This window comes from Paenibacillus terrigena DSM 21567 (assembly GCF_000374845.1).
In the GTDB taxonomy this organism is placed as follows: Bacteria; Bacillota; Bacilli; order Paenibacillales; family Paenibacillaceae; genus Paenibacillus_K; species Paenibacillus_K terrigena.
On sequence record NZ_KB895416.1, the window covers coordinates 86,702 to 99,610 of the forward strand.

At 48.3% G+C, this 12,909-nt stretch carries 12 protein-coding genes; 9 read left to right on the forward strand and 3 right to left on the reverse strand.

What is annotated here, in order from left to right; all coding sequences use genetic code 11:
* Window positions 1-9: 9 nt before the first annotated feature.
* Window positions 10-1,929, reverse strand: coding sequence for an acyltransferase family protein (locus C558_RS0114345; RefSeq protein WP_018756976.1), 1,920 nt, complete (start codon window positions 1,927-1,929; stop codon window positions 10-12).
* Between the two features lie 534 nt (window positions 1,930-2,463).
* Between C558_RS0114345 and C558_RS0114355 the strand changes: the two genes are divergently transcribed.
* On the forward strand, window positions 2,464-2,664 hold the full coding sequence (locus C558_RS0114355) for a hypothetical protein (protein ID WP_156826120.1): 201 nt from the start codon (window positions 2,464-2,466) through the stop codon (window positions 2,662-2,664).
* A gap of 58 nt (window positions 2,665-2,722) precedes the next feature.
* Here C558_RS0114355 and asnB read toward each other — a convergent pair whose 3' ends face one another.
* A complete protein-coding gene (asnB, locus tag C558_RS0114360) occupies window positions 2,723-4,567 on the reverse strand; it encodes an asparagine synthase (glutamine-hydrolyzing) (protein WP_018756979.1) in 1,845 nt (614 codons plus the stop codon).
* A gap of 177 nt (window positions 4,568-4,744) precedes the next feature.
* On the opposite strand from asnB, the gene C558_RS34965 reads away from it, so the two are divergent.
* Window positions 4,745-4,867 carry a hypothetical protein gene (locus C558_RS34965; RefSeq protein WP_018756980.1) on the forward strand — a complete coding sequence of 41 codons (123 nt, stop codon included), beginning with the start codon at window positions 4,745-4,747 and terminating at the stop codon, window positions 4,865-4,867.
* Between the two features lie 181 nt (window positions 4,868-5,048).
* Here the strand turns inward: C558_RS34965 and C558_RS0114370 are convergent, their stop codons facing one another.
* Window positions 5,049-5,972, reverse strand: a complete 924-nt coding sequence (locus C558_RS0114370; RefSeq protein WP_018756981.1) for a DMT family transporter — start codon at window positions 5,970-5,972, stop codon at window positions 5,049-5,051.
* 156 nt (window positions 5,973-6,128) lie between these two features.
* Between C558_RS0114370 and C558_RS0114375 the strand changes: the two genes are divergently transcribed.
* The 7 genes from C558_RS0114375 to C558_RS0114405 all read left to right on the forward strand — a co-directional run bounded on the left by C558_RS0114375 (window position 6,129) and on the right by C558_RS0114405 (window position 12,697).
* Window positions 6,129-7,433 carry an efflux RND transporter periplasmic adaptor subunit gene (locus C558_RS0114375; protein WP_018756982.1) on the forward strand — a complete coding sequence of 435 codons (1,305 nt, stop codon included), beginning with the start codon at window positions 6,129-6,131 and terminating at the stop codon, window positions 7,431-7,433.
* Window positions 7,430-8,152, forward strand: coding sequence for an ABC transporter ATP-binding protein (locus C558_RS0114380; RefSeq protein ID WP_018756983.1), 723 nt, complete (start codon window positions 7,430-7,432; stop codon window positions 8,150-8,152). Before C558_RS0114375 ends, C558_RS0114380 begins: the two co-directional genes overlap by 4 nt.
* A complete protein-coding gene (locus tag C558_RS0114385; protein WP_018756984.1) occupies window positions 8,149-9,306 on the forward strand; it encodes an ABC transporter permease in 1,158 nt (385 codons plus the stop codon). Before C558_RS0114380 ends, C558_RS0114385 begins: the two co-directional genes overlap by 4 nt.
* A 161-nt stretch (window positions 9,307-9,467) precedes the next feature.
* Window positions 9,468-10,211 (forward strand): response regulator transcription factor, encoded by a 744-nt coding sequence (locus C558_RS0114390; RefSeq protein WP_018756985.1) that lies wholly within the window; start codon window positions 9,468-9,470, stop codon window positions 10,209-10,211.
* The gene (locus C558_RS0114395; protein WP_156826121.1) at window positions 10,157-11,665 is read left to right on the forward strand and encodes a sensor histidine kinase; all 1,509 of its coding nucleotides are present in this window, start codon (window positions 10,157-10,159) and stop codon (window positions 11,663-11,665) included. Before C558_RS0114390 ends, C558_RS0114395 begins: the two co-directional genes overlap by 55 nt.
* Window positions 11,666-11,711: 46 nt before the next feature.
* On the forward strand, window positions 11,712-12,341 hold the full coding sequence (locus C558_RS0114400) for an RNA polymerase sigma factor (RefSeq protein WP_018756987.1): 630 nt from the start codon (window positions 11,712-11,714) through the stop codon (window positions 12,339-12,341).
* 155 nt (window positions 12,342-12,496) lie between these two features.
* Window positions 12,497-12,697: a hypothetical protein gene (locus tag C558_RS0114405; RefSeq protein ID WP_018756988.1), complete on the forward strand. Its 201-nt coding sequence runs from the start codon at window positions 12,497-12,499 to the stop codon at window positions 12,695-12,697.
* Window positions 12,698-12,909: the final 212 nt, after the last annotated feature.

Genomic DNA, 12,909 nt, shown 5'->3' on the forward strand with positions numbered 1-12,909 from the left:
GGATGAGTGCTATGTACGTTTTATCGCATTTGCTATAAGTGCGGCATAAGCCTTGGAACCTTGTATCGTGAGATGTACGCCATCCTCGCTAAAATAACTATCATGGTGTCCACTAGCGGAGTACCAATCAATGAGCGTGACGTTCGGCATGGTACTTGAAACGTCCTCGAGTGCCGTATTGACGAGACGCTCCCATTTGCGTGGCACCCTCGTATTCACAAGGAAGATATGATCCACACCGTCAAGCGAATGAAGAAACGTTATCAGTTGTTTTTTGTTGAAGTTCCCGTTCGTGCCGAGGCCGATCACAACCTTATTGTCAAGTTGATTATTTTGAGCGAGTTGCCCTAATACATTTACAGCTTTGGACATTTGGCGTCCGATCTCTGCATCCACAGAGATGCCAGGAAGTAGTTCTTCCAGATAAGGTTTGCCATCCAACATAACCGAATCACCGATGGCCGTTACATCGCTCCACGACTTGGAGGCTGCATCTTTCGTGGAGGTATCCTTCTTCTTAGGAGTGGATGGATGTTGTTGTATCGTTTCTGTACCTTTCGTCGAAGTACGATCAGACTGTTCTTCGGTTCTCTCTTCGTGTGGCGTATCAACAGGACCGAGCGATGGATTCGGCGGCAATGGTCCGAGTAGATCTTTAGGGTTACTCTCTGAGGCATTGAAATGTGAATCTGGAATGACTGTCCCTGAAGTTGCAATCGTCGTTCCGCTGAACATGCCAACAAAGAATATAATTCCAACCAAGCAGGAGCTTGCGGATACAATCCACTGGGATCTGGAGATCCGGCTCCATTTCCAGCTCCGCGACTGTATTTGCTTCCATTTTGCTGTAATGGCTCCACGACGAATTGGTTCTTCGATGTAGCGGTAAGAGAGTGCAGCTAGGAAGACACTGACGATAACTTGCATGATAGCCAGCAGCACATTGAATCCATCGGTGTCCACGGCGGGTTTCGTTAATTCGATGATCGGAAAATGCCACAGATAAATGCCGTAAGCTCGAACGCCGATCCACCGCAATGGTGTCCAGCTGAATAGTTTGCTCAATAGCGTATCGGGTCTTAGCAGCGCAGCGATCAGGATAGCTGTTGTGAGGGCCACAGCCACGAGTCCGCCCTCATAGATATAATCCTCGAATTCATTCATCACACTGATCTGATAGAACAGAATGATCAAAGCCCCTCCACCTAGGAGGTTCAGCAATTTTCGGCTAGAAGATGTCTTGATTTGTGACCATTTCTTGCTTGGCAGGAGCATGGCGAGTGCAGCGCCAATGAGAAGACCGAATGCCCTCGTATCTGTTCCATAGTATACGCGGCTGGGGTCATTCCCAGGTTCATACATCCATGCCATTGCAATCGCAGATAAGGCGATGAGCAGAAGGGTGATACTTACGCAATGAATGCGTTTGGGTGTATATCGTAAGCCGATGGCTAAGAGCAGTGGCCACACGATATAGAATTGCCCTTCAACCGCGAGCGACCAGAGATGGACGAACGGATTCGGAACGCCAAATCGATCGAAATACGATACTTCATGGAATATAAGCCACCAATTATTCCCGTACACGGTTGTGGCGAACACATCTCCGCGAAGCGTTCGTAGTAAGTCGTGGTCTGTGATGGTAATCCAGGCAACAACCGTAACTATCATCACGGCTAACGCGGGGACTAATCGACGAAATCGACGGTACCAGAAGCGGCCTAGATGAAGACCTTCAGACGACCGCTGTGTGAGCAATAAGTCGGTAACAAGGTAACCGGAGAGGACGAAGAACATGTCCACACCGAGGAATCCCCCTGGGACCCATGGAATATCCAAGTGATAAGCAATAACGGCGATAACGGCAAGGGCTCGTAATCCATCCAGTCCTGTAAAATAACGTTTCGTTCCAAGGGGTGTGTTAGACATAAATGACGACCTCTCGATCGATATTCATGCGGAGCAGAAGGTTCACTGCTTTTAATTGATATATAGTCTGACGATGCTTGTCAGATAACTTTAGATAGTTATGTATTGAATTCTTCGTACGGGCTCGACTCACGTAAATTCTTCCTTTCCATTCCTGCAACAACATGAAATCCCCCCGGACTGATTCAGATCACGGGGGGATTTCATGTCCGCAAGATTTTCCGTCATCATGATGTAAGTGCAATGCTGCTCATTTTCTTATGTATGTACTCAAAAAGCCTGTTGGTATTTGACGAAACAGTGATATAAAAAGTTTCGTATCGATCCATTTGCCACAGTTCAGACACAAAATTCGACCATAGTAGCTTATTCTAGGAACCTTTGTCGAAGCTATTGTGCCATTTTGAGTTTTGGAATAGTTTTAAAAGAGTGGAAAAAACGAATTAGTGACGAATTCCATCACGATGGGGATTTTAATGATCATTTAATGTTTTGGGAGGATTTATGGTGAAAGGGATATTTAGAAGAATATTGGTGTCTACTGTAGTTGTAACGACGATATATGCAGGGGCTTGTTTTCCATTAATTTTCTTAATGAAAGGAACCACGCATGCGGAAGTCGTTGTGTTGAAAACGGATCAGCTCTCAAATATGCCAGCGTCAGACACGCAGCCGGTCGTTGAACTGGTGTTAAGAGCGAAGGAGACAACAGCCGCTAAGAACCGAGGACTTTGAACTAATTTTACTATGAAATAGACGCCTGCGAAGGAGTTCCCGCAGGCGTCTTCATTTTCTATCGAATGCTCACTTTATATTGACGCAGCCAAGCGTCGACTTGAATGAGATAAGCAAATAATTGCGGACCACTCATGAGCTGACCGAACCATGGGATGTTTGACTTTGCCTCATCTGAAGCAGCCAGCTCGCGCAGCTTCTTCACATTAATGAGCGGGAGCAGCGGGGAGGACGGATCGTCTACAATCTCTAAGAACCAGCGTTTGACCGCTGTGAGATAGTTCGGATTATGCGTTTTGGGATAAGGGCTTTTCTTGCGTGTAATGACATCATCGGGGACAATGCCATGCAGCGCTTTGCGAAGAATTCCTTTCTCTCTGTCGCCAGCGGCTTTAATTTCCCACGGAATATTCCAGACATACTGGACGAGTCGGTGGTCACAGAACGGGACGCGAACCTCGAGTCCGACCCCCATGCTCATGCGATCTTTACGGTCGAGCAAGGTCGGCATGAAGCGGGTAATATTCAAGTAGGACATCGTACGCATTTTACGCTGTTGCTCCGTCTCTCCGGCTAGATGTGGAACTTCAGCAACGGCTTGACTGTATCGATCGCCAATGTACGGGAGCGGTTCAATCCAATCATGGATTTCAGGGGAGAGTAGATCCGCACGCCAGCTCGAAGCGAGTGACCAAGGGAACGTCCCTGCGTTCAAGGCTTCTTCTCGATGGAACCATGGATAACCACCGAAAATTTCATCCGCCGCCTCGCCAGAGACAGCCACCGTTATTTCTTTCTTAATTTCTTGGCAGAATAAATATAGCGATGCATCCACATCGGCCATGCCTGGTAAATCTCTGGCTTTCATTGCTTGGAGCAGCGCGTCCACCACTTCAGGGGTATCGAATTGAATCCAATGATGTTTGGTGCCGAGGTGTTCGCTCATCCTTTTAATCCATGGGCTATCCGCGTTAGGTTGAAATGTATTTGCGGTAAAATATTTATCATTATCGACGTAGTCCACCGAAAATGTATCCAGCGTGCTTTTACCCATTCGATGATTGTAGAGAACGGCCAATGCTGTAAGTGCACTCGAATCTAGACCACCTGACAGCAAGGTGCCGATCGGAACATCGGAGACGAGCTGTCTCTCGAGTGTATCCTGCAGTAATTCCCGAACCTTCGCAGCGGTTGCATCGACATCATCTTCATGAGGGATGGCTTCAAGCTTCCAATAGACAGAAATATGAGATCCATTATGATCATAGACGAGGCAGTGACCTGGACGGAGTTCGGAGAGTTGACTGTATACGCCATGACCCGGTGTTCTTGCAGGACCTACGATAAAAATCTCAGCAAGTCCTTCGGCACGAACGACGGGTTCAATCGCTGGATGCGCCAGAATGGCCTTCGGCTCGGAACCGAAGAGGAACATCCCGTTCACTTCCGCATAGAACAGCGGCTTCACGCCAAGGCGATCCCGAGCCATGAAAAGATGCTGTTCCCGTTCATTCCATATGGCAAACGCAAAAATGCCGTTGAATCGGTCCAGACAAGCAGGCCCCCATTCGATATAAGAGACGAGCAGGACTTCGGTATCGCATGACGTCTGGAACGTATGTCCTCGTGATTCCAATTCTTTGCGCAGCTCCAGTGTATTGTATAATTCACCATTATAGACAAGGGCATATCGGTCATCGCCAGCCGTTCGAATCATCGGTTGTGACCCGTTCTCTGGATCGATGACACTTAAGCGCCGATGTCCAAGGGCGCAAGACCCTGAGATCCAAGTGCCTGATGCGTCAGGACCGCGTTCCGACAAGGTCTCTGTCATATTTTCTAGAATGGTCGAATCTTGTGTAAGGTCCTTTTGCCAGTTGATCCAACCTGTAATTCCGCACATCTTCGCTCATCTCCTTCTGGATGGAAATTCGTTCTCGCTCTGTAAATTTTTTCCGGAAAGTCAGGAATGTTTCTAGGTATATGCGTCCCTGTAGAATAAAATGTATGTCCCGCAGGATACCATAAGAAAATTGGGGCTCATCATGTACATGAAGCACATAGATGGGAGGTGAGAGGGATGGCTGAGAAGTTTAAGAAGAATAAGGGCAATAAATTCGCGAATCAGGCGGAATTTGCAAGTGAAGTGGTGGCGAAGAATGTGAAGCAAGAAGCGCAGAATAATCCGAAAGATAGAATTTAAATGGAATGTGATGGTGATAACCGGTTTTCCCGTGTGTACGGGAGCCGGTTTTTTTGACGTTGAGACAGACACCTCATGCCCAGATCGAACAGATCGAAGATCATAAGCAGGCTCCTGCTCGATCCTGGAGCGAAATTACTATATGAGGGTGACCTGTGGAAGGTGACCATGGCGTTGTACTTTATGCGGTATGACTGGAGATCTCGGGAGAGACCTTCGTTTCTTTGGTTCGTGTGCTTAGGGTATAGACGAGAATCCCAATCAGAATGACACAGGATCCAATCCATTGTTCCATCGTCAGTTGGTCGCCTAAGATCAGATAGGCTAGAATGCAAGTTCCTACAGGCTCGCCGAGAATACTCATCGAGATAGTTGATGCGCTCATCCAGCGAATGAGTCCGTTCATCACGGTCTGACCGAATAGCGTAGGAACAACCGCAAGCCCAAGGAATAAGAGCCAGTCTTGATCTGCGTAACCGATGAATGGTGCATCAAGGACGGCACAATAGAGCGCGAGGAATACACTGCTGCTGAGATAGACGATGAACGTATAGACCGGCAGGGAGTACACCTGACGAACTGATTTGCCGATGAGAAAATAAATCGTAATGACTGCCGCGCCAAGCAGCGCTAGCACATCACCGAGTAGTGCAATTCCACCAATGCGGAAATCCCCAATTCCGATAACGAAACTCCCCACAATCGAAAGAACGCCACCGAGAATCGCCATTTTGCGCAGACGTTCACCGAATAAGAAGTAGCTCCCTGCAAATGCGAAAATAGGCTGCAGCGTCACAAGCACCGTCGAGCTGGCGACACTCGTATATCGAAGCGATTCGAACCAGAGCACGAAATGAACGCCGAGCAGCACGCCCGATAGAATCATCGTATAGAGCTCTCGACGTTTCATGGACCGTAATTCCGGTAGGCTGTGTTTATTGAAGATGAGCCACGGAAGAATTAAAATCGTGGAGAATAACATGCGGTAAAAGGCGACGATAGGCGCAGGAGCAGCTGAGAGCTTCACGAAAATGGCGGAAGTGGACAAGGCTGCAACACCGATGAATAATGCGATATATAAATAAATGGACCGAGGTTTGATCACGTACATAGTCCTCCAAATAAATTCAAATGTAGATTGCCGTACTCAGTCTATCTTCTCCCCCTATATCCGTCAAGCAGGAAGTGGTTGCGGGTGTTCATAGGTTGTTCATATTTTCTTGCTAGACTGATGGGAGAATAGGCGAGAGGGGTATGAAAGATGAAGAAGAAGATTGGGATCGTTGTCATTTCGGTGGTGATCCTTGGAGGGCTTATTTTCGGATATAACTTGTATGCGAAGGGCCAAAAAACGGAGCCGGTCGTTCAGATGTCGGCAAAAGCCTCGAGGACAGACCTCGTCGTGAAAGTGTCCGGTACGGGAACCGTATCGCCCGTCAATCAAGCGACCGTGAAATCCTCCGACTCGGGCAAAATCAAGAGCATCACCTTCAAAACAGGGCAAAAGGTCAAGAAGGGTCAGGTTTTGGTCACGTTCGAACAAGATGACATGAGCTCACAGGTTCGCAAATCTGAGCTGCAAATTGAGCAGAAGCAGATGGATTACGATGCGCTGAAGCAGAAGTTCATGCAGGCTTCTGACGAAGAGCGCGATACGATGAAGATGCAGATTGAGCAGAAGAAGCTGGACATCGAGGTTGCGCAGCTGGACTTGAAGGATTTGCAAGCGAAGCAGAAGGAGACGGCGGATGTTGTCGCTCCAATCGATGGCACAGTTGTCACCAGCGATATTCATGTCTCTGACCAAGTATCGCCGAATTCCGTCTTAGCAGAAATCACGGACTATGATCATCTGGAATCCGTCGTTCAGATCGACGAGCTGGATATCGGCAAGGTCAAGGCCGGACAGGACGTGGAGATGACGCTCGATGCGATAGCGGATCAAGTGGTGCAAGGGAAGGTGACTTCGGTGTCCCAGGAAGGAACCGCACAGAACGGCGTTGCGAGCTTCGACGTCTCCATTGGGCTCGATAAGTCGGATGCGATCAAGGTCGGTATGTCCCTGCAAGCCGATATTATAGTAGAAAAGAAAGAAAACGCAGTGGTCGTGCCGATTGAAGCCGTTCATCAATTCGGTGGCAAGTCGTATGTGCAGCTGGCATCCAGCGGAACACAAGCGCAAAAGGGAGAGCCTGCAGCGACGAAGGACAACAGCAATAATAAGTCCGCGCCACCCGAGGGGAACCAGCCAGGCAGCGGCAGCGCGAACGTCGGCCGAGGCGGGCGCAATGCTGCGATGATGCAGAATATGAAAGAGATTACCGTCGGCATTCATAATGAATCGTATATTGAAGTGGTGAGTGGACTGACAGAAGGTGAGTCCGTACTCCTACCTGAGGTAGCAGCCTCCAAGACGGGGGCGGTCCAAATGCAGGGCGGTTTCGGCGGGTTTGGCGGCATGGGCGGAGGCCAGGTATTCCGTCAGGAAGGCAGCTTCAACGGCGGTGGCGGAATGCGAAGTACACAGCGAAGCAGCAGCAGCGGCAGCGGAGGCGGATCGCGATGAGTTCCACAGCAATCACGCTAGTAACGCAGCGCAAGCCATTATTGAAGCTTGAAGATGTATTCAAGTGTTATGCCATGGGCGGTGAAGAGGTGACTACACTGCAAGGTGTTTCACTACAAATTCTTCAAGGTGAATTCGTGGCCATTGTTGGTCCGTCCGGGTCAGGGAAATCAACACTGATGAATATGATCGGTTGTCTCGATGTCCCCACGAGTGGGTCGTATTGGATTGACGGTCAGGAAGTGAGCCGTATGAAAGATTCTCAACTGGCTGAAATTCGTAATCAGAAAATCGGGTTTATTTTTCAAAGTTTTCATTTGCTCTCGGCACTATCGGCACTGGAGAATGTAGAGCTTCCGCTCGTATACCGCGGGATGTCGGCCAAGGCGCGCAAGGAGCAAGCACAGCATGCGCTGCGCGAAGTTGGGCTGGAAGAACGGATGCATCATCGTCCATCGCAATTATCAGGCGGTCAACAACAGCGGGTTGCGATTGCAAGGGCGCTCGCAGGTCAGCCGCCGATTCTGCTCGCCGATGAGCCGACAGGTGCGCTCGATACGAAGACAGGTCTAGAAGTGATGCAAATGATTCATACGCTGCATCGCAAAGGACACACCATCGTTCTGATCACGCATGATCCACAAATTGCCGCGCAAGCGGAGCGGGTGATTCATATCGTGGACGGTCAAATCTCGCATACGGAGGTGATGCAGGCATGAAGCTGTCCCAAGCATTTAAGATGGCCTGGAAGAGTATACTCTCGAACAAAACAAGGACGTTGCTTACGATGCTCGGCATTATTATCGGCGTCTCCTGCGTTATTCTGCTCGTGTCTGTTGGGCAAGGGGCGACGAGTGCCGTGACGGCTCAAGTTCAAGGACTTGGATCGAATCTGCTGTCGGTTTCAATAAGTGGTCGAGGTGTACAGACATCGGTGTCCTTTGAACAAGCCCAGTCTTTCCAAGATATTGAGGGTGTGAATGCCGTTGCTCCAACCGTTAGCGGCAATGTTCAGGCGAAGAACGGGAATAAGAATGTAAATGTCTCGGTTGAGGGAATTACGGCTGATTATGAGGAAGTGCGTTCGACGAAGGTGCAGAGCGGCCGGTTTATTTTGCCTATCGATGTGGATTATTCCCAGAAAGTGGCATTAATCGGAACGGAGACGGCAACCGATTTATTTGGTACGAGTAATCCCGTCGGTGCGTATATGATGCTCAATGGCATGCGATTCAAGATTGTTGGGCTGCTCGAAGAGAAGAGCACTTCGAACAATACGATTAAGATCCCACTGACGTCAGCGCAGCGATTACTGCGTTCCAAAGGAATTCGTACAATTTATATGCAGGCCCAAACGGGAGATCTGACGTCAATTGTTAAGGCACGTACGGAGCAGAAGCTAAGCCAGATCTTTCGATCTACCGATGATAGCTATACGGTGACTGATCAGAAGGAGATGCTCAAGACGGTCAGCTCGATCACGGATACGTTATCCATCGCACTTGGAGGCATTGCGGGGATCTCCCTAATCGTCGGCGGCATCGGTATTATGAACATTATGCTGGTCTCCGTGACCGAACGAACGCGTGAGATTGGTATACGCAAGTCCGTTGGCGCGAAGAAACGTGATATTCTTCTCCAATTCTTAATTGAGTCGATCGTGATCAGCGGAATTAGCGGCATGATCGGGATTCTGGTCGGGCTTGGCGGAGGTGTTCTTGTGAGCCAAATCACCTCTCTTACCGTACAGGCTTCCCTCAACATCATCTTGATCTCTTTCGGATTCTCCGTCTTTATCGGCGTTTTCTTCGGCATATTCCCGGCGAACAAAGCAGCAAATTTGAAACCGGTAGATGCTCTGAGGTACGATTAAGGATAGAAATGTTCAAAATTCGACTTATTAGCACCGAGAAGGTTGTATGAAACTGAAGCCAGGCTTACGATGCGAGTTTTTCTTCGAAAAACTTGTAGGAGAAGCGGAGTTTAGGCAAAACCTAAATGAGCATCGGACTTCGAAGTTGAATGCAAGATTCGATGTGGAATCTCTTCTCGAGTATTCTTCGTGATCATAAGGCGTTGGGAAGGGATGTGCGAGGGGTGAGGCAGCCAAAGGTCCTTGTGATTGAGGATGATGAATATATTCGCGATATGCTTTCCTTATATTTGGATAAACATCAATTTGATTACGATATGGCGGAGACGGGGAGTGAGGGGGTTGAGCTCTTCCTCGCGAATCCGCCTGATATTGTATTGCTAGATATCATGCTGCCAGAAATGGATGGCTTCGAGGTGTGCAGAGAAATTCGGCGTTATAACAACGTGCCGATTCTAATGATTACAGGCAAGGGCGAGAGCTACGATAAGCTCAAAGGCTTCGAGCTTGGTGCGGACGATTATATCGTGAAGCCCTTCGATCCGAAGGAACTGATTGCCCGCCTCAAGGCCGTGCTTCGCAGAACGCAGGCAGGTCTAGTGCAGGAGATTATTCAGTATCCTGGCTTAACCATTCGAATGGACGAGTACAAGCTTGTGTTGAACCATGCTGAATTTATGCTGCCGCCCAAAGAAATGGAATTGCTGCATCGACTCGCGACCCATCCCAATAAAGTGTTCACGCGTGAGCAATTGCTCTATCAGGTATGGGGACATGACTATGCGGGCGATTTCCGCACGGTCGATGTGCACATTAAGCGGCTTCGGGAGAAATTGGGTGAAACCGAGGAGTGGCGGATCGTTACCATTTGGGGCGTCGGTTACAAGTTCGAGGTGACCTCATGATACGCGTGCCGAAGCTGAAGTGGAAGTTTGGTATTTTCACCAAAATATTACTAACCATTCTCGGGTTCCTGATCGTCTCAACGTTGACACTAGCTTTGGTGTTTAACTGGTTCTTCCGTGGCGACTTATTAAATTCGCATCGAGATCAAGATCTACGTCAGTTGAAAGATATTACGAACTACATTGAACAAGCCTATGTCGAAGGTTGGAGTAAAAATGCCTTGTATGCCGGACTATCCTTGGTTGTTCCGAAGGAGATGCGTTCCCTGTATCTATTCGATCGGAAGACAGGGAAGGTCATTCTTCGCATTGCCAATGAGAACCGGGCTGATCTGCAGCCGGACCCTAATCTGATTCGAGAAGTCATACGAGACACAGAGATGACACAGAGCAAGTATATCATCGACAAAGAGGACGGCAAGGAAATGATCACGGCGGGCTCTGTGCTGATCAATGGGAAGCCAAAATGGACAGTCGTGGTGATATCGCGGGCATTCCAGGCTGATTTCTCCAGATTTCACAGTCGAATGCTCATGGCGATATGTGTAACCCTCATTGTATCGTTTATCTTCACGTTGATCTTGTCACGTCAGTTGACGCGGCGGGTGAAACAGCTGACCGAAGCGACGCAGGCGATTGCCAGAGGAAATTTCAAGCCGTTCATCCCGCTCAAGTCCAAAGACGAACTAGGTGAGCTGGCGAGCACGGTGCAGCAAATGGCGCATGACCTAGAAGGGGTAGACCGGATGCGCAAAGATTTCATTGCGAATGTCTCCCACGACTTGCGTTCTCCGCTTACATCAATGAATGGTTACATGGAGGCAATCCTGGATGGGACCGTGCCGGAACAGCGAATGAAGCATTATTTGCGCATCGTCAAAGATTTGAATACGCGATTAATTCGATTGGTGAATGATTTGCTCGATATGAGCAAGATCGATAACGGGCAGCTAGAGATGCAGTTTCGGCCCTTTAATGTCACGGAGACGATTCGCAAAGTGCTTGCGAGTATGGAGCCGCAGTTTGTGAATCATCAAGTGATTTTCCGCGTCTATCCGAAATCGGGATTGGTCTCGGAAGGAGAGGCAGAGGATATCGAAGTTTATGGCGATCCAGACCGTATTAAGCAGGTACTTACGAATTTGATCCAGAATGCCATTGAATTCTCCCCAGATGGTAAGCCGATTCTCGTGGATTTGATCGCGAGCGATCAGGCCGTCATTAGCGTGAAAGATTATGGGATTGGCATGGAGAAGGAACAACTGGAACGGGTTTGGGATCGATTCTACAAAGCTGATCAAGCTCGAACACGGCGCAATGGAACCGGAATCGGATTATCTATTGTCAAGACCATCATCGAACGTCATGGAACGACGATTCAGGTGGAGAGTGAGCTTGGTGAAGGCACGCAATTTACATTTGCTCTACCGTATGCAAGTCATTCTGATTCATAAGGCATGAAGAATAGCTTAGGACACGGGATAAAAGGAGGTACTTAACATGATGGAAATGTCAGTCCATTACGCGGATCGAAGCAAGGTGAAGCGAAACCGAGATTTCATGGAGGAAGTGGCGCCGTATCTCGATGAGCTGCGCTCTTATTGTATATACGTTGCTGCATCGACTTGGGAAGGAGAAGATCTGTACCAGGAAGTATTGTTAAAAGCGTTCGTCTATCGTAACAAGGTATGCTGCGGCACGGTGCCATTTACGAAGGCTTATCTCTACCGAATGGCTCAAAATATCTGGGTCGACATGTATCGTAAGCACCGGGGGCGTATCATCCCTTGCGAGCAGATCGAGGTTGGCGGCGTGGACTCAAACCGTTATGTGGAAGTACGCGAGCTTGTGGAGCATGTAGCTGACCAAGTTCCTGAGCGCCATATGGAGATGTTCTTGATGCAGGATGTATTCCGATACTCAATGGAAGAGATTGCAGTGATGCATAATATATCAGTTCCGGCCGTGAAGTCAGCCCTTCATCGAACGCGGACGAAGCTTCGTTCGCCAAAGCGGCCTCAACATGCGAGGCCGAAAGACGCGAAGCATCCATCCCGCGTTGAACGGTGGGTATATGCTGTATTGAAGGGTGACCCGAGCAAAATGTTGTCGAATGTCTTTCAAGGATAGGATGTAGAGGGCAGCTAGTATAAAGGCTGCTCTTTCTTGATTTGTGTAGAATTTTGAGGGAAAATGGTATACAATGAATATTGTCGTTTTTTTAACAACCGTACGGGATTCCGCTTGCAGGATGACCGGTATTAATAATCATTGGAGTGGGCAACATGAGCAGCAATAATCGAAATCAATTTTTTCCTTATTTGGATATGGATCGGATCATGGGACTTATCGGTCAGATTGAATCTAGCGATGGTAGAACCGGTGCAAGAGCAGAGGAACTGAATCGTACGAAGGTCATTGAGCCGAAGAAACGTAGACGTCCGCAGAGTGTGGATGCGCTGTTGCATAGTGTCTTGAACAATTAAATATGTAGCTGATCAATGCTGATCGATATAAATAAGCTGCCCAAAGGGTCATATGGTATGACTTTTTGGACAGCTTATTTCTTTTTGTGTGCATAAATGGATGCTAGTTTCACCAAAAATACACTTATTAATGTGTCATAATAAATGAATAATGCATTATATATTGCAATGTGAGTGTTATTTAGTTATATTTATGACATCATAATTATTTT